We start from the raw sequence: 20,658 nt of genomic DNA on the forward strand, positions 1-20,658 counted from the left end.
GGGTGGCTGACCGGGTTCGAACCGGCGACCCTCAGGGCCACAACCTGATGCTCTACCACCTGAGCTAAGGGCGCGCGAGAAACTGATGTCGAGCCGATAATAATACCTCAAGAAGCGCGCGACCGAAAGTTGTTAAACTGCGCGAGGCGGTCGCGCTGGTCCAGCGTGCTTGAGCCTCCGCGGGAGGTGCGAGGCGGGAAAGTCGGGATGGGTTCGGGCTGATGGACGATCAATCAAACGTTTGCAGTGATGGTCTCGATGAGACTGCGCAGGAGATCGCGCGGCGTTTTCTGCCTGGCGAGCGCGGTTTGCGGTTGCGTCCGCTCGGCGCCGGGCTGATCAACGACACGCGCTTGGTGGAGACCGGTGCCAAGCGCTTCGTGCTGCAGCGCATCAACGGGGCGGTGTTCACGGATGCCGATGCCATCGCAGCGAATCTTCTGCGGGTGCAAGACTGGCTGGAAGTCCAGGATGACCAAGCGGATCAGTTGGTGCGCTTGCCACGACTGATCCGTTCCGCCAGCGGTGAGGCGATACTGCGGGACGCGGATGGCCAAGCCTGGCGTCTGCTGGAGCATATTGATCACAGCCGCGTCATCAAGCCGCTTGAGAACCTTACTCAGGCAGCCGAGATCGGTGGCGCCTTGGGGCGCTTTCATGCCGCGCTAGCTGAGCTCGATCCTCACCATTTGTCTCTCACGCTGCCCGGCCTCCACGACACGCCGCGCTACAAGGTTCAACTCGATGCAGCCGTCCAGGCTGCCAATGCAAGCGAGCCGACTCGTGCTCCGCAACGGGCCAATGCTGCAGGGATTGCTCGCCCGCGGCCAATGAGCGCTGAAGTGCTTGCTGCGCTGCAGCAGATCGAGTCCCGTGCTGACTTGATCCCGATCCTCAAGCAAGCACGGGCTCAAGGCACGCTCTCCCTTCATGTCACTCATGGCGATCCCAAGCTGGATAATCTGCTCTTTGCGCGCGATGAGGATCGCGCCCTGTGCTTGATCGATCTCGACACAGTACAGCCTGGTCTCTGGCATGAGGACATTGCCGACTGCCTGCGCTCCTGCTGTAACCGCAGTGGCAGTGTTAGCCGAGGCGGCGTCAGCGATGAATCGGACGACGGCAGTGTTCGCGCGCACACCGACACCAGAGCAACAAGCACCAGGGACACAAGCACCGGGGACACAAGCACCGGGAACGCAAGCAGCTGGCCCATTAGCCAGGCGCGGGCGACATTCGATCTCGACGTTTGCAGGGCACTGCTAGGCGGCTATGCGGAGTATGCTGCAGCGCTATTCGATGATGCGGCTATCGCGCTCCTCTATCCCGCGATCCAACTGATTCCGCTTGAGCTGGCCATCCGGTTCTTGACGGATTATCTGCAAGGCGACCGCTACTTCCGCGTGACCAGCCCGCGCCAGAATCTTGATAAGACCTTGATCCAGCTTGCCCTTGTCGACGACATCGAGCGCAAGCGCACGGCGATCGAAGCGATCATCCACGACAGCTTCAAGCGGGGACAGAGCCGAGCATGACGCATCATCTCACCGAGATCCTGGCGCTGCTGATGGTCATTGGCATCGCCGCGCAATGGATCGGCTGGCGGCTGCAGATCCCGGCGATCATCCTACTGAGCCTCAGCGGACTCCTGATCGGGCCGATGCTCGGCATCTTCCGTCCGAGCGAGGCGCTGGGAGACGCCTATCAGCCACTGATCAACCTCGCGGTGGCGGCCATCCTGTTCGAAGGCGGCTTGTCGCTGCAATTTGCCGAGCTGAAGCAGTCGGCTGCCGTGGTGAATCGGCTGGTGACTCTTGTGGTGGCATTGAGCCTAGCGCTCACGGCGGCCGCTGCGCATTGGATCGGTGGGCTGTCCTGGGAGGTCGCGGTGATCTTTGCGGCCATCATGATCGTGACCGGCCCAACCGTTATCTTGCCGCTGTTGCGGCAGGCGCGCCTGAAGCGAAGACCAGCCCTCTATCTGAAGTGGGAAGGTATCGTCAATGATCCCATCGGCGCCTTGCTGGTGGTTGTGCTGTTCGACTATGTGGCTGGCTCGGGTAGCGGCCCCAGCGCCCTGGATGAAACGCTCTTGCACATGGCCAGTGGCGTCGCTGCGGCGCTATTTCTGGGCGGCGCGAGCGGTTGGCTGCTGGGGCGAGCCTTCCTCGCCGGCAAGGTCCCAGAGTATCTCAAGGGTGCGCTCGCGCTCGCCACTGCGATCGGCGTCTACGCGCTCGCCAACCTGGTGCTGGATGAGGCCGGATTGATTGCGGCGACCGTGCTCGGAATCGTGCTCGGGAATATGAACCTGCCGAGCATGGGCGAGATTCGCCGCTTCAAGGAGTACATCAGCATCCTGCTCGTTTCGGGCGTCTTCCTGCTGCTGACGGCCGATCTCGATCCGCAGATCATGGCGGCGATGGATTGGCGCAGCGGCGCCTTGGTCGCCGTGGTCATCTTTGTCATCCGCCCGGTCGCCGTGTGGGTCAGCACCATCGGTGCAGGCATGACCTGGCAAGAGCGCACGCTGATCGGCTGGATCGCCCCCCGCGGTGTCGTCGCGGCCGCAGTCGCCGGCGTGTTCGGTCCAGCACTGGCCGAGCGCGGGTTCGCGGGGGCGGAGCAATTGTTACCCCTGGTATTCACGCTGATCCTGCTCACCGTCGTGCTGCATGGCCTCAGTCTTGGCTGGATGGCCCGGCGCCTGCATCTGAGCGCTCAGCGTCGCGGTGGTCTGATCATTACCGGCGCAACCGCCTGGAGCAATGGCTTGGCCACGGCCTTACACGAGCGCGAGGTTCCGGTGATCGTGGTCGATAATGCCTGGCATCGCCTGCGCGGCGCGCGACTGGCCGGGGTACCGGTCTACTTTGGCGAGGTCCTCTCGGAGCATGCTGAGCACGCGCTGGAGCTCGGCGCTTACGCTAACCTGTTGGCAGCGAGCAACAATGACGCCTACAACGCGCTAGTCTGCGCCCATTTTGCGCCTGAGCTAGGCACCCAGAAGGTGTTCCAACTTGCCGGCGGCGATACCGCTGAGGCGCGGCGACCCTCGCCAGCGGCGCGTGGGCGTGTCGCCTTCTCCCATGAGGTACAGCACGAAGACCTTCAGCGTCACTGGTATCAGGGCTGGGGCTTCCATGCCACCCGTATCACCGAGAGCTTTGATCTCGAGGCGATGAAGTCGGCCCTGCCAAAGGACGCGATCCTGCTGATGGTGATCGATGACGAGAATGAGATCACGGTCATCGAAGCAGACAAGCACCTCAAGGTTTCGCCTGGTCAGCGCGTGCTCTGGTTTGGCTGTAAGCAGGATTGTGAGATCGATGAGCCCGTTGAGGTGGAGCCAGGCCCCTGAGTGGAAACCCCGAGCTCACCGACAGCAACCCCGGTTAGAGCGGCGCTAGGCCTTTGGCACATTCGGCACAGAGGAGCGAGCGGGTGACCTCCCCACCGCTGACCTTAGTGCGCTGACGGGCGCGGAGAATCAGATGTTGAGGCGCTGACGCGCCAGTAGATCCAGGCCAAGAGCGCGATCCAAAACGCGCCCAGCCAGCCAATGACCCCGTCATATTGGCCAGCGAGAAAGGCCAATGACGCCGTGTCATTGCCATCCGTAACCCGACGCGTGAGTTGAATCACGAACACCCAACCTGCGTGCAATCCAATACACCAGCCGATATGGCCGGTGCGCTCGCGCACCAGTGCCAGGAGGATGCCCGCGCTGAACAGAGCGACCAGGGAATCGAGGTGCTGCCACTGAAACAGACTCACGAAGACGTGCAGGAACATGCTCCAGGCGCCAGTCCAGTCGAATGCGACGCCGGGCGGCAGGGCGTGCGGCTTCAGAAAATGGACCAGCGCATAGAGCGCTGCTGAGCCGCTCGCAGCCGCACCGATAGGGGCACGACGGCGGATAGCTGAGTAGAGCGCACCACGGAAGAAGAGCTCTTCGAGAAGCCCGATCAATAGCCCCCCAATCAGGGCCGCCACGGCCTTCTCGAGCAGGCTGACCAGGGGTGGCGCATCAGGGTCCGGTATCCGAATGCCGAGATAGAGCTCGCCGACCACCAAGGCACCCAGCATGACAACACCGATCAGCCAGCCGCCGCGGATTGCTCGTCGCAGCTCCGCCCTCTTCGGCGCGAGCCCAAGCGCCCCGCGATTGGCCATCCCCATCAGCCAGAGGAAGGGCCAAAGCCCGAGCAGGATGAACAGCTGCGCAAGCCGCCCCATCACCCGCTGCGGCTCGTAGTCGATCCATCCGGTCTGCATCAGCGGGTAGGTCAAGGCCACCGCAAGCAGCAGAGCGACAAACAGGTAGCTAAAGAACAGGACCGTGATGCGCGCCGCATATCCTGCGTCATCGTCCTCGAAAACGGATGACAGAGATAACCTCATGGCCTATCAGCAGGTGTGAGGGGGACGCTCGAGCACCGAACGGCTGACCCGAGAACCGCTTAGCTGACTGCAGGCGCCTGCCGCAGGTAGCGCGTATCGACTAGCTGCTGCAACACAAAATCGGCGACATCGGCGCGCGAGATACGCGTCGCCTTAATCGACTTATCCGTGCCACTCAGATAGCTCCCAGTCGCAGGGCCATCGGTAAGCCCGCCTGGCCGCACGATGGTCCAGTCGAGCCCACTGCCACGGATCAGCTGTTCTTGAGCCTCCTTGGCCGCCATGATCTTCTTCAGCGTCAGCTGCATGATCACGCGGAAGAAGGCCGGCACCTGCTCACGACTGTCACCGACACCGAGCGACGTCACTGCGATCAACCGTTTGACCCCCAGTGCGCGCATCACGTCGATGATCTGCTTTGTGCCTTCAGCCTCGATCGGCTCTGCCCCGCCATGACTCCCGAGCACACAAATGACGGTGTCGGTGCCCGTCACACAGCGCTCGACCGCTGCCGAATCGCGGACATCCCCGGCAATGATCTCCAGCCCCTGGACCTGCTCGAGGGCGTCCGGTGAGCGCGCCAGCGCGCGAAAGGCATAGCCCTTCTCAAGTCCCTGATTGAGCACCTGCCGCCCAGTGCCACCGGTTGCGCCAAAGAGTGCGATCTTCATGCCTCTGCAGCCTCTGCGCTGCGCCGGAACAGCATCATGTAGTTCACCGCCATCGAGCCGGTGAAGCTAAATTCACGCGTGAAGGGACTCACGCGCACCCCGGTGCGATCGACCGGGACCAACTGATCCCCGAGCCCGGACGTTAGCTCGTCCGGCTTGACCAGCTTGCGGTAGTGATGCGTGCCCTTCGGCAGCCAGCCCATGATTCGCTCGGCACCAATGATGGCCGTAAGCCAAGCCAGCGGCGTGCGGTTGATGGTGGCAACGACCATCACGCCGCCGGGGCGTACCAGCTGCGCGCAGTCGGCCAGGAACCCTTGGAGATCATCAACGTGCTCGACCACTTCCATATTGAGGACAGCATCGAAGGTGCTTCCCTCCTCGACAAGCTGGCGGGCGGTTGCTAACCGATAGTCGATATCAAGGCCGCTCCAGCCCGCATGGATTTGCGAGACACGGATGTTCTTGTCTGTGATCTCGGTGCCGGTGACGCTGGCTCCGAGTCGCGCCATCGATTCACTGAGGATTCCGCCGCCACAACCGATATCGAGGATCTCCAGGCCCTCGAGCGGCTGTCTTGCCGTCGCGCTGCGGGCGAAGACTCGACAGAGCTGAGCGCGGATATAGTCGACGCGAAACCGGTTCAATCGGTGCAAGGGCCAGAATGGGCCTTGCTCGTCCCACCAACGATGAGCTAAGCGCTCAAAGTAGGCGACTTCGTTCGGGTCGATATCCGGTGCACTGAGGTGAACAGCTGTCATAGCAAAGGATTGGTCCGTTGATACTAGCGGGAAAGGTCGTGCTTGCAGCCGAGAATTGCAAGCCATTCAATCGGCCTGTTGTGCCCAACATCGGGCGTCGGTTAGCCTCGCTCGCTCTCGTCCGCTCACCGCTTGGCGCCAACACCTTGACCATCCCGAGTTTCGAAACGCCCGCACCCGAGGAGCTTGCCGCGGCCCAGGTCCCAGGTCTATCCAAGGACATCGCAGACCTGTCGGCGACGCTCGGCGCACTGCCGCTGCAGTGGGTGGCGGATATCGGCGCCTTCCTCAGCTTCGATCCATCGCTGCTGACCACACCGGAGATGCTCGGTCGCATCCTCTTTCAGGTCCTGCTGCTGATCGGCTCCGCCTTCTTCTCCGGCTCCGAGACCGCCTTGTTCTCGCTCTCGCGCCTCGACCTACAGGAGCTGCGCCGCCGCCGCCATCGCCACATCGACAGGTTGCAAGCCCTGCTCGACCAGCCGCGCCGACTCATCATCTCAGTGCTCTGCGGCAATCAGCTCATCAATATCGCCGCCGTTGCCAACATGACCGGCATCCTGATGGTGCTCTACGGCGAAGAGCGCGCCGGCCTGATCAATGTGCTGATCATGGTGCCGCTGCTGCTGTTGCTCGGCGAGGTCACGCCCAAGACGATCGCCATGTCGAATCCGGTGCGGGTCAGCGCCGGACTGGTGGCCGCACCAATGGGGCTCTGGGTGCGACTCGTGACACCGCTGCGGGTCACGTTGCGGCTCGTCTCGGATCGCGTCACGACCTGGATCGTCGGTCGCGAGATCGCGCCAGCCAACATCCTGCAGATCGATGAGTTTCGCTCATTGGTCGATCAGGTCGCCGACGAGGGTCAGCTCCAGGCCACCGAGCGCACGTTGATCTACCATCTGCTCGATGCCGGCGCGACCGAGATCGTCGAGATCATGACGCCACGCACGCGCATGGCCTTCATCGACGCCGACCTGGCGCTGCCCGAGGCATTGGAGCGGTTCAAGGCGTTGCGCCATTCGCGAGTGCCTGTGTTTCGCGGCCAGCGCGATAATCTGCTCGGCTTCATGCAGCTGGAGGATGTGCTGCCGCTGATGCTGGACAAGCCGGATCTGTCCAACCTCAGTATCGAGAGCCTGTTGCGCCCCTTGGTGGTTGCACCTCCGACGAAACGGGTTGATGAGATCTTCGACTTCTTCCAAGAGCATCACACCCGGGCCGCTTTGGTGATCGACGAGTTCGGCGGCGTCGAGGGCATCATCACCATGCGCGACGTGCTCACCTTCATCTTTGGCCATCTCTCTGGCGAGGCCAAGGGCCAGGCCATGTACCTAGAGCGCGATGAAAACCTCTACGAGGTGCCCGGCGATATGAAGCTGACCGACTTCAACGACCTCACCAACTTTGGCATCTGGGACCCGCGCATGACCACCATCGCCGGTGTTGCCTTCCGACATCTTGACCGGCTACCCCAAGAGGGCGATCGGGTGCAGGTCGAGGATTGTGAGATTCAGGTGTTGGAGATGGACGGTCACCGGATAGCCCGGGTTCGGGTCTCGCGCGGAGGCATCAGCTCAACCGAGCCCGACGACTTAGCCCAGCAGCCAGCCGAAGCCGTTGCCTCGACCGACTCGCACCCGGCAGAGTCGAGTCTGAGCGAGCCAAACCGGCCAGAAGGGGACTAAGCCGATGGACCCAGTCTTTGCCATCCTGCTGATGATCCTGCTCCTGCTGCTCGAGGGCTTCTTTTCTGGCAGCGAGATCGCCTTGGTGCATGCCGATAAGCTCCGGCTGCGCGCCCGAGCCGCGAAAGGCGACCCTGGCGCCGAGCTGGCCCTGCGCATGTTCGAGCGTCCCGAGGTGTTGCTGACGACGACGCTGGTCGGTACCAACATTGCCGTGGTGACGCTGACCACGCTCGGCACCCTGCTGATGATCCAGGGCTTTGGTCCACTGGGCGAGCTCTATGCGTTTCTCATCTTGACGCCCCTGTTGCTCGTCTTTGGCGAGATCGTGCCGAAGAGCGTCTATCAGCAGAAGGCCGACGAGCTGGCCCCCACGGTCGTCTATGTGCTGCGGCTCTTCTCGATTCTGCTCTATCCGCTGGTTTGGATCTTTTCGCTGATCGCACGCGCAGCGGCACGGCTGGTGCGCGGGCCGCGCTCGGCCTCAAGCCTGTTCATCACCCGGCAGCAGTTCAGCACTCTCGTCGATATGGCCGACCGCGGCGCCGAGGTGGAATTGTTCGATCGCAAGCGGATCGAGCGCGCAATCCGCTTTGGCGATACCACCGTTGGTGAGGCGATGGTGCCGCTCGCCGAGATCACCGCACTGAATCACCTACGCAGCACCCACGACGCGGTGCAACTGGTGCGCCAATCCGGCTTCAACCGATTGCCGATCTACCAGGGCAACATCGGCAACGTCATCGGGGTGGTCACCCTCACGGTCTGGGATCTGATGGACGAGGCGGTCAAATCCAAACCGCTCGGCGAGCTGGTGCGTCCGGCACTTTACGTGTCGCCCTTGCAGCTGATCCATGAACTGCTACCGGTGCTGCGCGAGCGCGAAGATCACATGGCCATCGTGGTCGATGAGTTCGGCTCGGCGATCGGCTTGATCTCGATGGAAGACATCCTTGAAGAGGTGGTCGGCGAGATCGAGGTCGGCTATGACTTCGATGAATATCACAAGAAGCGTAAACGCCACTACCAGCGCATCGACCAGGGCCGGTACGTCTTCGACTCGCGGGTGCCGATCTCGGACCTCAATGCCTTGCTCGGCGTCGATCTGCCAGCGACCGAGTTCCATACCGCCGGCGGCTTCATCGAAGCCCGGTTGCGACACATCCCTCAGGTCGGCGAGACTGTGCTCCATGCAGGCTGGCGTTTCACCGTCACTGAGGCGAACGAGCGCGCGGTGCTCAAGCTCAAGGTCGAGCGTTCCTGATTCAAAATCCCAAGCAAGCCCATGCTCGAAACCCTCTCTGCACTCGCGAACCGACTGAGACCGCTAACGCGCCCCTTGGTCGTCGTACTAGTGATGCTACTGATTGGCAGCGCGATCAGCGTGTTCATGCGCGATGTCAGCATCCTACAGACAGCCCTGCCAGCGCTGGTCACCCTGATGCTCTGGGTGATCTGCGCGCTGGTATTTATCCTGGCATTCGTGAAGATACCGGCTCGGCCAAGCGCCGATGTGCACGGCCTGCAGCGTCTTTCTCGCCAACTGAACCGCGGCTTCCACTGGCTGTTGCTCGGCCTTTTTGCGCTAATCACGGTCGCTGCAATCCTGATCAGCAGCCGACTGCTGGTCGAGCTCTAGCCCCCAGCAGCCACAGCTGTGGTTACTCAGTCCTCAGCGCACGCACCTGCTCGAGCAGTGCCGGGTCGTCCCATTCGCGCTCACCAATCGCCTTGTAGACCAGCCGTCCCTCAGGTGACACAACGAAGGTGGTGGGCAATCCGCGCATGGGCCAGCGCTGAGCCACCGTCGAGCCGGTATCGAGGGGAAGCGGAAAGCTGACCGGCACCTGCTCCAAGAACGCCTGCACGGTCTCCGCATCCTCGCCCACATTGATCGCAATCATGCCAATGCCCTCGGCCTCGACCTGTTCCCAAGCACGCTGCATCGCAGGCATCTCAGCACGACACGGCGGACACCAGGTCGCCCAGAAGTTGACGATCAACGGCTTACCTTTGAAATCGGCGAGCTTGTAGATCTCGCCACCGGGTCCCGCCAGCTCAAAATCCGGGGCAGCAGGCTTCTCCGGCATTGGGGTCAATAGCGCCTCGGTGCCCGCCGCGATCGCGGATGCTGCGCTAAAGAGCATCAAAACGGCGACCAACAGGGAGCGAATGCTAAACACTGATCGACTGGGTCTCGCGTGTGATCGGCCATTGCCGACGCGTAGATGCTGCGGTGGCAGGGATCGGTGCAGTACCGATGGGCTCATAGGGGGTCTGCTCATAAGGGGCTTGGTCATCAGTGGTTTGATTAGAGGGGGTCGAGCGAGAACGGCTTCAGCCCCGGTCCTCGTCATCTTGGGTCCTGTCATCATCGAGCCAACTCCTAGCGTGCAGGAACGACAAGGTCCGCAGAGCCGCCGGACTCTTCGAGCGGCGCACCTTGTTGCAGCCGTGCGCGCACCGGGGCGAAGCTACGGCGGTGCTCAATGCAGACCCCGAGCCGATCTAGGGCCTCCAGATGGGCCTTGGTTCCATAGCCCTTGTGTTGGGCAAAACCATAGCCGGGATGGCATTGATCCAGTCTTCGCATCTCGTCATCGCGTGCAACCTTCGCCAAGATCGAGGCGGCAGCAATGGAGAGCTCAGTTCGGTCACCACCCACCACGGCCTGCGACCGGCAGCGCAGGCGGTCTGGACAGCGATTGCCGTCGATCAACGCGAGCGCTGGCTCCACCGCCAAGGCCGCGACCGCGTGGCGCATCGCCAGCAAGGAGGCCTGCAAGATATTGATCCGGTCGATCTCCGCTACATCGACGAAGCTGACCGCCCAGGCGATCGCAGAGGTCTTGATCTCGACTGCCAATTGCTCGCGGCGCGCAGCAGCCAACAACTTCGAGTCGGCAATGCCGGACGGGATGCACGCCGGGTCGAGAATGACCGCCGCGGCGCAGACGGGTCCAGCCAAGGGCCCACGTCCCGCCTCATCGACACCAGCAACCCGTTCATTCAGCACTCGCTCATGCGCTGCCGGCCGCCCAGACACCAGCTCTGGGCGTGGCTCTGGGCGTGGCTGGGGGAACGCTTGGGGGTGCGCTTGGGGATGCGGCTGGTCGGGTGCCAGGGGGAGTGCCCCTGGGAGCGCTGGCACAAGCTGCAATGCGTCCGGCAATCTTGGCTTACTTGGCCTAGGCATTGCCGCACCCTTCAGAGCGATCGATCAGCTCCAGAATCGCCTCAGCGGCGCGGTGCGCGGCATTCTGCCGTAGCTCGAGATGAACCTGCCGGTAGGCCGCTTCAATCTCAGCGCGGCGGCTGCCGTCATCGAGGAGCGCGAGCAATGCCGGTCCCATGAGATCCGCGCGGCAACGCGTCTGGAGAAACTCTGGCGCGAGCTCACGACCGACCAAGAGATTGGCCATTGCGGCATAGCGGACCTTGATCATCCGCAGCCGAGTGACCAGCCAATAGGTTAGCGGGTGCAAGCGATAGGCGACCAGCATCGGTCGCTTGGCGAGCAGCGCTTCGAGCGTCGCGGTTCCGGAAGCGGTCATTATCAGATCAGCGGCCGCCATGACCTCGCGACTGCGGCCATTGACCAGGGTGAGCGGAAGTCCAGGCGCCAGCGCTCGTCGCATCGCCTCGAAGCGCTGGCGCAGCGCGTCCGAGACCATCGGGGCAATAAAACGAAGCCCTGAACGCTGGACGTGGCACCAAGCGGCGGTCTCCAGCATCGGCGGTCCAAGCAGCTCGACCTCGCTACGACGGCTACCGGGCAGCATCGCAATCACGGCTGACGATGAGACCCGCGTCGCAGCAGCGGGAAAGAGCCCTGGCGCTAGCGCAGGGCCGTCAACTCGGGCAGCGACCTTGGCTGCCGGTTCGTGCGCCTCGGCAGCCGCTTCCGCCGCCGACAGCGGCGCATTCAGGTCGGAAGAGCAGGATGCAAGACCTAAAGCGCGGCGCGCGCCATCTCGGTCAGGCTCCAAAGGGATCGCATCGGCTAGCGGATGGCCGATGTAGTGCGCTGGGACATGATGCTCTTGCAGAAAATCGGCCTCAAAAGGAAAGATACAGAGCATGAGGTCGACCGAGCGTCGGATCTGCTTGACCCGACCAGGGCGCCAGGCCCAGACCGTCGGGCTCACTAGATGCACTGTCGGGAGACCTGGAGCGCGCAAGCGACGCTCCAGGCCGAGATTGAAGTCCGGGGCATCGACGCCGATCACAACCGCTGGCTGCAACTGCTGCAACTGTCGCACGAGATCACGCCGCGCCCGCAGCAGGTCTGGCAGCACCTTTGCCACCTCGACGAAGCCCATGACCGAGAGCCGCTCCATCGGCAACAGGGTTTCGCAACCCTCAGCGAGCATCTGCGGTCCAGCAACACCGACGAAGCCTAACTCTGGACGCAGCTGCCGCAGTGCACGGATCAGTAGCGCACCAAGCTGATCCCCTGATGGCTCATTGGCAACGATGCCGATGAGCTGGCGATGAGGACGGCGATGGAGCGACTCCACAGCAATCGGGTCAGCGGACACTGGGGCGTCAGCGGACACTGGAGGATCAGCGGACGATACTGCGTGCACTCGCCCGCAAGAAGGCAACGATGGGCTCAACCACGGATTGGGTCTTCGCCAGCTCGGCGATCGCCTGGGTGGCGTCTTCAAGCTTGAGATTGGATAGATAGAGCAAGCGGTAGGCTCGCCGAATGACGCTGATCTGCTCGCTGGAGAAGGCTCGACGCTTGAGACCCTCGCTATTGATACCGCGCGGCACCGCGGGATGGCCGTCAATCGTGACATAGGGTGGCACGTCCTTGCCGACCACTGAGCCCATCGCGCTGAAACTGTGTGCGCCAATACGGCAGAACTGATGAATGATGGTGAAGCCACCGAGGATAGCCCAGTCTTCAATCACCACATGACCGCCTAGCGAGGCCGCGTTGGCCATGATCACCTGGTCGCCAATGATGCAATCATGGGCCACATGGGTGTAAGCCATGAACAGATTGTCGTTGCCGATACGGGTCTCACCACCACCCTGCACCGTGCCACGGTGGATGGTCGCGGATTCGCGGATGACATTGCGATCACCCAGGGTTAGGGCCGTCGGCTCGCCGCCATATTTCTTGTCCTGCGGGTCCTCACCCACAGACGCGAACTGAAAGACCTGATTGTGCTGACCAATCTGGGTTCGGCCTTTGACGATCGCATGGGGGCCAATCCGGGTGCCACGGCCGACGCTGACATCGGCGCCGATGATGGCGTAGGGTCCGATATGGACATCCTCATCGAGCTGTGCCGACGGATCAACGACCGCGGTTGGATGAATCAAGGCTTAGAAGTCCCGCGCAGTGCACATAATCTCAGCACTTGCCACCATGCGCTCATCGACGCGAGCCTCACCGGAAAACTTCCAGATGCCGCGCTTCACATTATGGACCTTGACATCGAGAAAGAGCTGATCGCCGGGCTCGACAGGACGTTTGAACCGCGCCTTGTCAATGCCAACAAAGTAGTAAAGTGATTTCTCACCGACCTCATCGGGGCGCGACTCCATGGCTAGCAGGCCAGTGGCTTGGGCAAGGGCCTCAATAATCAGCACCCCCGGCATCACCGGACGAACCGGGAAATGACCGGCGAAGTATGGCTCATTGAAGGTTACATTCTTGAGGCCGATTAGCTGCTCATTGGGCTTGAACAATACCACGCGATCGACCAAAAGGAACGGATAACGGTGCGGCAGCAGGCTGAGCACCTTATGGATATCCATCTTAACCAAGACCACCTCCAGACAGCCGGCTGCACGCCAACATCACGATTCTCATCACCTTTCCCGCTGTTGCTCAGTCCGCTTGCTCGCGCTGAGCCTGCTGTAGCTTAGCCACCCGATCCTCGAGTTGGCGAAGACGTTTTGCCATCTCATCGAGGTGCCGAAAGCGGGCTACGTTTCGCCGCCAATCCGCACTCGGCATGGCTGGAATGCCACTGCTATAGACGCCGGGCTCCTCAAACGACCGGGTCACCATGGCCATGCCGGTGAAGTGCACGTCGTCACCGATCTCCAAATGCCCGGCCATGCCAACGGCGCCCGCGATTGTGCAGCCTTCACCGATCCGCGTCGATCCAGAGATCCCCGAGCAAGCCGCCATGGCAGTGTTTGCGCCGATCTCAACGTTGTGCCCAATCTGGATCAGGTTGTCGATCTTAACCCCATTACCGACGACCGTGTCGCCGAGAGCGCCGCGATCCACCGCGCTATTGGTGCCAACCTCAACGTCATCACCAAGACGCACGCGTCCAATCTGCGGGACACGAACCCAGCGCGCACCGTCGCGCGCGAAGCCAAAGCCTTCTCGGCCGATGACCGCACCAGGATGCAATAGTACACGTTTACCAATGATCGTCCGCTCGCAAACCGTCACTGTTGCAACCAGGCGCGTGTTGGCACCGATCACACTGTCGCGCTGAACCACACACTGAGGTCCAATCTCAACCCCGGCATCGATCTGCACGCCATCCTCAATCACAGAGAGCGCACCGATGGATGCCGATGGGTGGATCTGGGCGCTCGACGCGATCACCGCACTTGGGTGCCGACCAGCAGGTGTAGGGGTGCGCGGTCGCAACAATTCAATGGCGCGCGCAAATGCTAAGGTCGGATTGTCGACCAGAAGGCAAGGACAAGGCGCATCGGGAGCCAAGTCCGGGGTCAGAATCACAGCCCCTGCATTGGTGAGACGCAGGACGCCGCGATACCTCTCCGCGGTGACGTAGGTCACAGCGCAAGGGCTTGCGTCGGACAGCGCGCAAACATCGGTGATATCGATTGAAGCGTCGGGGTCGCTCAGCTCGGCGCCGATTCGGGTTGCAAGCTCGGGCAGCAGCATCGTCTGGGCGGTCTCAATGCATCGGCTCGGTCGACTCGAAGCGCTCGACGCCTCAGCGCTTCTCGAACACCTCTTTCAGACGCTCGATCACCTCGTCCGAGATATCGGCACGTGGGCTCGAATAGACCACGCCTTCGCTCAAGATCAGATCGAACCCCTTGTCTTTGGCGACCTGCTCGACAACCTCCTCAACCTGTTGTACGAGCTTGGTGCGAAGATCGCTTTGGCGTAACGCGAAGTCCGCCTGCAACTCCTCCTGCGCATAACGCAGGCGCCGCTCGCGAGCGCGGATGTCGTTGCGTAGGCGCGTCACCTCGTCGGCACGCATCAATGCGCCATCGCGCTCCAAGCGTCTCTCGAGGCGAGCGATATCCTCTTGCTGAGAGGTCAGCTCAGCCTCTCGCTCTTGTGCTTCAGCACTCAACAGATTGCGTGCGGCCTCATATTGCGGTGACTCTTCGACGATGCGGTTTGGATCGATCACAGCAATGCGAAAGAACTCGTCTGCGGCCACCGCCGGCGCCGTCAGGGAAGTCAGCAACACCCAGGTGATCCAGTGATATCTCAACATGGCAGCTTGCGTTTAGAAGTTCTGGCCGAACGAGAACTGGAAGATCTGCTTCTCATCCTGATCTTCGGCGTTAAGCGGAAAGCCCAAGCTCAACGACAGCGCTCCGACCGGAGAGAGCCAAGCAAACGAAAGACCGGTCGAGTAGCGCATCTCCCCGAGATCAAACCCGGTCGGTGTCACGAGCGGATCGGCCTCGGTCCACCAGACGTTACCGAAATCGAAGAACGCACCAAGCCGCACGGTATTCTCAAAACGACCACCGATGGGCGGTGGTGCATAGAGCTCGAGCGAGCCCGTCAACTTCAGATTTCCGCCAACGGGATCTTGATCACCGTCGACCTCCCGTGGTCCGAGCGAAAAGGCATCAAAGCCGCGCACCGATTTCGGTCCGCCAGCAAAGAAATTCTCGAAGAACGGTAGTTGATCGGTATCGCCATAGCCGGCGCCGTAGCCAAGATCACCCTTGATCGCAAAGGTGAAGCGCCGCGTCAGCGGGATATATTGACGGCCTTGCAGATTGAGCCGGTAGTACTGAAGATCGCTACCCGGAATCGCCACCTCGCCGAAGATACGCTGCACGGTTCCGCGGTTCGGGAAGATCGCTGAATCCCGACTGTCCTTGGTGTAGCTAGCGGTGATGAAGAAGTCGTTAAACTTCTCGCCGTTGTCATCGACAAAGTCTTGCGCCAGCAGCGAGGCCCCGCCCGGAAAGAAATGGGTGTACTGATAGCGAAAGCCGAGACCGGCACGACTGGTATCGGAGATCGGCAGTCCGAAATTGACCTCGGCTAGGCCGACGTCGGTTGAGTAATCGGCACCAGTGAGATCATCAAAATTGGTCGCCCGATAACTCAGATCGAAGCCACGACTGATGCCATCGATCGTGTAATAGGGGTTGGTGTAGGCCAGTCGATAGAGCTGCGAGCTGCGGCTCGTATTCAGGGCGAGAGAAACGCGCTTGCCCGTACCCAAGAAGTTGTTCTGGGTCACGCTGGCATTGAACAAGATACCCTGGGATTGAGAGAAGCCGACGCCAGCGAGAAGATTACCAGAGGGTTTTTCCTTCACCGTCACGTCGACATCCACCTGATCAGCGAGACCAGGCACCGCAGGCGTCTCGATCGTCACATTCTCAAAGTAGCCGAGCCGCTGCAGTCGCTCACGCGAGCGCTTGACCAGCTCGGTCGAGAACCAGGCGCGTTCCAGCTGGCGCATCTCGCGACGCAGCACCACGTCCCGGGTGCGCGTATTGCCTTCCATGTTGATCCGGCGCACATAGACCCGCTTGCCTGGATCGACGAAGAAGGTGATGGTCACCTCCTTATTCTCCTCGTCGATCTCTGGGACCGCATTGACATTGGCGAAGGCGTAACCCTCGCTGCCGAGCAGCTCGGAGATCCGCTCGGCGCTCTCGGTGGCCTTGATGCGAGAAAAGTCCTCACCACGACGCAGATGGATCAGCGGAAACAATTGCTCGGTCGGAACCGAGGCCTCGCCGGCAAGCTTGATGTCCTTGACCTTGTAGACATCGCCTTCGTCGATGGCGATGGTCACGTACATACCGTCCTTGTCAGGACTGATCGAGACCTGGGTCGAGGTGATCTGGAAATTGACATACCCGCGATCGAGATAGAAGGATCGCAGATCCTCAAGGTCGCCACCAAGCTTCTGCTTCGAATACTGATCATTCTTGGTGTAGAACGAATACCACTTGGTCGTACCAAGATCGAACTGTTTCAGCAGCTCCTTATCGCTAAAGGCCTCGTTGCCAATGATGTTGATCTGTTTGATGCGCGCCGTTTGACCTTCGGTGATCGCGATTCTGACCGCCACCCGGTTACGCTCAAGCGGAGAAACGGTCGATTCGATATCGACCCCATACTTCCCCGCGGCGAAGTACTGTCGGCGCAGCTCTTGCTCGATGCGATCGAGCATCGCCGGATTGAACACCCGGCCCTCGGCCAGGCCGATCTCTTCAAGGCCCTGCTTGAGCTGATCGGTTTTCAGCGACTTGTTACCTGAGATGTCGATCTGGGCGATGGCCGGTCGCTCGCGCACCACGACGATGAGCACATCGCCTTCGCGCTCGACCTTGACGTCGCTGAAGAATCCGGTTGAGTAGAGCGAGCGGATGATGTTGCCGGTGATGCCCTCGCTCACCCGATCGCCTACCTGCACCGGCAGATAGTTGAAGATGGTGCCAGCGGCAATGCGCTGGAGCCCTTCGACACGGATGTCGGCAACCTCAAAGTCAGCGGCCTGGACGCCCATGGCGAGGAGCAGTACGCCGAAGAGCGCTGCCCGCAATCGGCCTGCTGCGCAGATGGCGCGAGACGACGTCACATTGACCCCCTATACACGCAAAGCATTGACTAGGTCTGAAGACCGGCGTGATCGGGATCGAGAGACAGCATCATGTCCGATGATGGCAAACCCTAGGACCCTACGCCTGCAAAGCGCTCGAGTATAAGGGATTCGCCCAAATCAGCCCAGCAAGATCAGTCAGAGAAGATCAATCTGGCCGGATCGATCGGGCAAGATCAAGCAACAGACGCTACTTTAGGAATCGAGCGATATCGACGTAGAAGGCAAGCGTCATCAGCGAGATCAGCAAGGCGATCCCAATGCGTTGGCCCTGCTCCTGGAGGGCCTCGGGGATCGGTCGTCTGATGACGCCTTCGATGGCAAAGTAGAGAAGGTGACCGCCGTCGAGCACTGGGATCGGAAACAGATTGATCAGACCCAAGCTAACGCTCAACAGAGCAAGGAACTGAACGAACGAGCCTAGGCCGTAGCTGGCTGTCTGGCCAGCGGCATTGGCGATGCCGATCGGGCTGCTAATGTTCTCGACCGATGCCGTGCCGACCAACATCTTGCCAACGATCTGCAAGGTCAAGACCGAGACGTCGACCACCCGCCGCGCCGCCTGGCCAGCCGCTTCGACCGGGCCATAAAGGACCCGGACCTCTTGCTCGGCCAAGAGATCATCGGGGATCTGCACGCCTGCACCGATGCGACCGCTCGGCTCCCCGTCGACCTCGGCCGACCTTGGGCGGATCGCAAGCGATAACTGGTCCCGGCCGCGCTGGACGGTCATGTCGAGGCGTTGATCTGGGTGCGCTTGAACGATCTGCACCAGCTGCTGCCAGTCATCGATCGCGACGCCATCGATCTGTAGAACCTGATCACCCACCTCAAGGCCGGCCTCGGCGGCGGGATCGCCGGGAACGATCTCGCCGATCACCGCAGGGATCACGGGTGAGGCACGGTGCAGACCAATCGCGTCAAGAAAGCCTTGACCAGGCTCTAGTGTTGCAAGATGCTCGCCGTCCAGCACCCGAACCTGCTCGCTGCCATCGTGATCTTGGACTCGTACACTGAGATCATCGCCACTGATCCCCTCGGAGAGGGTGGTTAGCCAGAACGCGCTCCAGGTCGGGGTTGGCCGATCGTCAACGGCGAGTACTAGGTCGCCTGACTCGAAACCGGCCTCGGCCGCGATGCTCCCCCGCGTGACCTCGCCGATCTCTGGCTTCAGCCCCGACTGCCCAGCCATGAATAAGAGCCAGTAGAGCAAGAGGGCAAATAGGAAATTGAAGACCGGCCCGGCAGCGACGATGGCCGATCGCACCCACAACTTCTGCCGATTGAAGGCCTGAGGGAGCTCAGCCTCGGGCACGGGCTCCTCCCGCTCGTCGAGCATCTTGACGTAGCCACCAGCAGGTATCGCCGCAATCACATACTCGGTGGGGTCATCTCGCCGCCGCCAGGTGAGCAAGGGCTTTCCGAAGCCGATCGAGAAACGCAGCACCTTGACACCGAGGCGTCGGGCCACCCAAAAGTGACCGAACTCGTGCACGGTGACGAGTACGAGGATGGCGACCAGGAAGGCGCTGAACTTGATGAGGAGGTCGAGCATATCGACTTAAGCGACCACTTGAGTCAGGTTTTGTTCCGCAATCTGCCGTGCCTGAGCATCAACGGCAAGCACCTGCTCGAGGCCGTTGGCGGCCACAGGCTCGGCCGGCAGCTGATCCATGGTGCGCTCCACCAGCGTCGCGATCTGGGTGAAGCCGATCCGCTCGTCGAGGAAGGCGGCCACCGCAACCTCGTTGGCCGCATTCAATACCACTGGCGAGGTGCCCCCCTCGGCCGCGGCCCGATAGGCCAGCGCAAGACAGGGAAAGCGCTCCAGTGCGGGTGGCTCGAAATCAAGATGAGCGATCGCAAACAGGTCGAGTGCCTCGACACCGGAATCCATCCGCTCTGGCCAGGCCAGGGCATGGGCAATGGGCGTTCGCATGTCCGGATTCCCCAACTGGGCCAAGACCGAACCGTCGGAGTATTGGACCATCGAGTGGATCACGCTCTGTGGATGCACAACCACCTGGATCTTGGCCGGCGAGCTGTTGAACAGCCAGCAGGCCTCGATGATCTCCAGCCCCTTGTTCATCATGGTGGCGGAATCGACCGAGATCTTGCGCCCCATCTGCCAGTTCGGATGGGCACAGGCCTGATCCGGTGTCACCGCCGCCAGTGAATCCGGCGGGGCATCACGGAACGGCCCGCCCGAGGCGGTCAGCAAGATGCGCTCGACCCCACAGTGGCCGAGACCGTCGGCGAAGGTCGGCGGCATGCACTGGAAGATGGCGTTGTGCTCGCTATCGATGGGCAGCAGCAGGGCCTTGTTCTCGATCGCCGCCCGCATCACGATATCACCTGCGACCACCAGTGCCTCTTTGTTGGCCAGCAGGACGCGCTTGCCAGCCCGCGTCGCCGCCAGCGTCGACTGCAACCCGGCTGCCCCGACGATAGCCGCCATCACGTAGTCGGTCTCGGGCAAGGCGGCAATGGTCTCCAACGCCTCGGGACCGGCGAGCACCTCGGGTGGCTGCGGCATGTCCGCAAGCCGCTCGCGCAAGGCAGCGGCAGCGCCGGGATCGACCATCACCGCATAATCGGGCTGCACACGGCGACATTGCTCGGCCATGCGCTCCACATTGCCGTGCGCACTCAGCGCGACGACGCGGAAACGCTCCGGGTGCCTCAGCACCACGTCCAAGGTACTGACACCGATGGAGCCGGTCGAGCCGAGCACCGTGATACCGATCATAGCCTCCCCTCCGTCATTGCCCACCAATAAGCCAGATGTAGCCTAGCGCAAAGATCGGAGCCGCCGCTGTCAGACTGTCGATGCGATCCAGCATGCCGCCATGGCCTGGCAGCAACGCACCGGCGTCCTTGATGCCGCGCCGTCGCTTGAGCAGGCTCTCGAACAGATCGCCGACCACCGACATCACCGCCGCCAAGATGCACATCAGCACCAGCAGCAGCGCCTTCGTCGCGCCTAAGCCAAGCAGGGCGGCAACAGCCGCCCCCCAGACGGCAGCGGCGGCCACGCCAGCATAGACACCAGCGCGCGTCTTACCCGGACTGAGCAACGCCGACAGCTTCACGCGACCAAAACGCCGGCCGCCGAAATAGGCCGCGGTATCCGCAATCCAGATCAACATGAGCAAAGAGAGCGCAACCAGAGGCCCGTCAACGGAAAGCTGGTGCAGCTGTACCAATGCCAACCAAGGTGCTACCAGCACTAACAGACCGAGCAGCAGCAGTGGCGGCTCCAGTCGCGGCGGCTCATCGATGCGGCTAATCAAGGCGAGCCGAACGC

Annotated in this window: 19 protein-coding genes and 1 tRNA gene; 5 read left to right on the plus strand and 15 right to left on the minus strand. The window is 61.7% G+C overall.

Annotated features, from left to right (window positions below):
- Positions 1-7: 7 nt before the first annotated feature.
- Positions 8-66 (minus strand) — tRNA-His (locus ACY693_RS02970).
- A gap of 155 nt (positions 67-221) precedes the next feature.
- On the opposite strand from ACY693_RS02970, the gene ACY693_RS02975 reads away from it, so the two are divergent.
- Positions 222-1,535: a phosphotransferase enzyme family protein gene (locus ACY693_RS02975; RefSeq protein ID WP_462320344.1), complete on the plus strand. Its 1,314-nt coding sequence runs from the start codon at positions 222-224 to the stop codon at positions 1,533-1,535.
- Entirely contained in the window at positions 1,532-3,361 is a 1,830-nt protein-coding gene (locus ACY693_RS02980; RefSeq protein ID WP_462320345.1) for a cation:proton antiporter, read from the plus strand. The genes ACY693_RS02975 and ACY693_RS02980 overlap by 4 nt, the downstream gene beginning before the upstream one ends.
- A 104-nt stretch (positions 3,362-3,465) precedes the next feature.
- On the opposite strand, the gene ACY693_RS02985 is transcribed toward ACY693_RS02980, so the two are convergent.
- The 3 genes from ACY693_RS02985 to ubiG are packed head-to-tail and all read right to left on the minus strand — an operon-like array spanning position 3,466 to position 5,836.
- The gene (locus ACY693_RS02985; RefSeq protein WP_462320346.1) at positions 3,466-4,404 is read right to left on the minus strand and encodes a CPBP family glutamic-type intramembrane protease; all 939 of its coding nucleotides are present in this window, start codon (positions 4,402-4,404) and stop codon (positions 3,466-3,468) included.
- Positions 4,405-4,463: 59 nt separating this feature from the next.
- Entirely contained in the window at positions 4,464-5,075 is a 612-nt protein-coding gene (locus tag ACY693_RS02990) for an NAD(P)-dependent oxidoreductase (RefSeq protein ID WP_462320347.1), read from the minus strand.
- Entirely contained in the window at positions 5,072-5,836 is a 765-nt protein-coding gene (gene ubiG, locus ACY693_RS02995) for a bifunctional 2-polyprenyl-6-hydroxyphenol methylase/3-demethylubiquinol 3-O-methyltransferase UbiG (RefSeq protein ID WP_462320348.1), read from the minus strand. Before ubiG ends, ACY693_RS02990 begins: the two co-directional genes overlap by 4 nt.
- 146 nt (positions 5,837-5,982) lie before the next feature.
- Between ubiG and ACY693_RS03000 the strand changes: the two genes are divergently transcribed.
- The 3 genes from ACY693_RS03000 to ACY693_RS03010 are packed head-to-tail and all read left to right on the plus strand — an operon-like array spanning position 5,983 to position 9,163.
- Positions 5,983-7,524: a hemolysin family protein gene (locus ACY693_RS03000; protein ID WP_462320349.1), complete on the plus strand. Its 1,542-nt coding sequence runs from the start codon at positions 5,983-5,985 to the stop codon at positions 7,522-7,524.
- A 4-nt stretch (positions 7,525-7,528) separates the two neighbouring features.
- On the plus strand, positions 7,529-8,788 hold the full coding sequence (locus tag ACY693_RS03005) for a hemolysin family protein (RefSeq protein ID WP_462320350.1): 1,260 nt from the start codon (positions 7,529-7,531) through the stop codon (positions 8,786-8,788).
- Positions 8,789-8,809: 21 nt separating this feature from the next.
- A complete protein-coding gene (locus ACY693_RS03010; RefSeq protein ID WP_462320351.1) occupies positions 8,810-9,163 on the plus strand; it encodes a hypothetical protein in 354 nt (117 codons plus the stop codon).
- 22 nt (positions 9,164-9,185) lie between these two features.
- Here ACY693_RS03010 and ACY693_RS03015 read toward each other — a convergent pair whose 3' ends face one another.
- The 11 genes from ACY693_RS03015 to ACY693_RS03065 form a co-directional block, all read right to left on the minus strand.
- Positions 9,186-9,707: a peroxiredoxin family protein gene (locus ACY693_RS03015; RefSeq protein ID WP_462320352.1), complete on the minus strand. Its 522-nt coding sequence runs from the start codon at positions 9,705-9,707 to the stop codon at positions 9,186-9,188.
- 203 nt (positions 9,708-9,910) lie between these two features.
- Positions 9,911-10,573, minus strand: coding sequence for a ribonuclease HII (rnhB, locus tag ACY693_RS03020; protein WP_462320361.1), 663 nt, complete (start codon positions 10,571-10,573; stop codon positions 9,911-9,913).
- Between the two features lie 139 nt (positions 10,574-10,712).
- Positions 10,713-12,044: a lipid-A-disaccharide synthase gene (gene lpxB, locus ACY693_RS03025; RefSeq protein ID WP_462320353.1), complete on the minus strand. Its 1,332-nt coding sequence runs from the start codon at positions 12,042-12,044 to the stop codon at positions 10,713-10,715.
- Between the two features lie 46 nt (positions 12,045-12,090).
- Positions 12,091-12,861 carry an acyl-ACP--UDP-N-acetylglucosamine O-acyltransferase gene (gene lpxA, locus ACY693_RS03030; RefSeq protein ID WP_462320354.1) on the minus strand — a complete coding sequence of 257 codons (771 nt, stop codon included), beginning with the start codon at positions 12,859-12,861 and terminating at the stop codon, positions 12,091-12,093.
- Positions 12,862-12,864: 3 nt separating this feature from the next.
- Positions 12,865-13,299, minus strand: a complete 435-nt coding sequence (gene fabZ, locus ACY693_RS03035) for a 3-hydroxyacyl-ACP dehydratase FabZ (RefSeq protein WP_462320355.1) — start codon at positions 13,297-13,299, stop codon at positions 12,865-12,867.
- 73 nt (positions 13,300-13,372) lie between these two features.
- Positions 13,373-14,416 carry a UDP-3-O-(3-hydroxymyristoyl)glucosamine N-acyltransferase gene (gene lpxD / locus ACY693_RS03040; protein ID WP_462320356.1) on the minus strand — a complete coding sequence of 348 codons (1,044 nt, stop codon included), beginning with the start codon at positions 14,414-14,416 and terminating at the stop codon, positions 13,373-13,375.
- Positions 14,417-14,468: 52 nt separating this feature from the next.
- Complete coding sequence (locus ACY693_RS03045; protein ID WP_462320357.1) at positions 14,469-14,960, minus strand: OmpH/Skp family outer membrane protein; 492 nt, start codon at positions 14,958-14,960, stop codon at positions 14,469-14,471.
- A 39-nt stretch (positions 14,961-14,999) separates the two neighbouring features.
- Positions 15,000-17,258, minus strand: coding sequence for an outer membrane protein assembly factor BamA (bamA, locus tag ACY693_RS03050; RefSeq protein WP_462320362.1), 2,259 nt, complete (start codon positions 17,256-17,258; stop codon positions 15,000-15,002).
- Positions 17,259-17,541: 283 nt separating this feature from the next.
- Entirely contained in the window at positions 17,542-18,906 is a 1,365-nt protein-coding gene (gene rseP, locus ACY693_RS03055; RefSeq protein ID WP_462320358.1) for an RIP metalloprotease RseP, read from the minus strand.
- Positions 18,907-18,912: 6 nt separating this feature from the next.
- Positions 18,913-20,100 (minus strand): 1-deoxy-D-xylulose-5-phosphate reductoisomerase, encoded by a 1,188-nt coding sequence (ispC, locus tag ACY693_RS03060; protein ID WP_462320359.1) that lies wholly within the window; start codon positions 20,098-20,100, stop codon positions 18,913-18,915.
- Between the two features lie 13 nt (positions 20,101-20,113).
- On the minus strand, positions 20,114-20,658 hold a 545-nt coding region (locus ACY693_RS03065), incomplete at its 5' end, for a phosphatidate cytidylyltransferase (RefSeq protein WP_462320360.1).

The sequence above is a fragment of the Halochromatium sp. genome, from assembly GCF_054919635.1.

Excerpts from the sequence above, each read along its gene's own strand:
- ACY693_RS02975 (WP_462320344.1), top strand. The coding sequence starts at position 222 with ATGGACGATCAATCAAACGTTTGCAGTGATGGTCTCGATGAGACTGCG.
- ACY693_RS02980 (WP_462320345.1), top strand. The coding sequence starts at position 1,532 with ATGACGCATCATCTCACCGAGATCCTGGCGCTGCTGATGGTCATTGGC.
- ACY693_RS02985 (WP_462320346.1), bottom strand. The coding sequence starts at position 4,404 with ATGAGGTTATCTCTGTCATCCGTTTTCGAGGACGATGACGCAGGATAT.
- ACY693_RS02990 (WP_462320347.1), bottom strand. The coding sequence starts at position 5,075 with ATGAAGATCGCACTCTTTGGCGCAACCGGTGGCACTGGGCGGCAGGTG.
- ubiG (WP_462320348.1), bottom strand. The coding sequence starts at position 5,836 with ATGACAGCTGTTCACCTCAGTGCACCGGATATCGACCCGAACGAAGTC.
- ACY693_RS03005 (WP_462320350.1), top strand. The coding sequence starts at position 7,529 with ATGGACCCAGTCTTTGCCATCCTGCTGATGATCCTGCTCCTGCTGCTC.
- ACY693_RS03010 (WP_462320351.1), top strand. The coding sequence starts at position 8,810 with ATGCTCGAAACCCTCTCTGCACTCGCGAACCGACTGAGACCGCTAACG.
- fabZ (WP_462320355.1), bottom strand. The coding sequence starts at position 13,299 with ATGGATATCCATAAGGTGCTCAGCCTGCTGCCGCACCGTTATCCGTTC.
- lpxD (WP_462320356.1), bottom strand. The coding sequence starts at position 14,416 with ATGCTGCTGCCCGAGCTTGCAACCCGAATCGGCGCCGAGCTGAGCGAC.
- bamA (WP_462320362.1), bottom strand. The coding sequence starts at position 17,258 with ATGGGCGTCCAGGCCGCTGACTTTGAGGTTGCCGACATCCGTGTCGAA.
- rseP (WP_462320358.1), bottom strand. The coding sequence starts at position 18,906 with ATGCTCGACCTCCTCATCAAGTTCAGCGCCTTCCTGGTCGCCATCCTC.
- ispC (WP_462320359.1), bottom strand. The coding sequence starts at position 20,100 with ATGATCGGTATCACGGTGCTCGGCTCGACCGGCTCCATCGGTGTCAGT.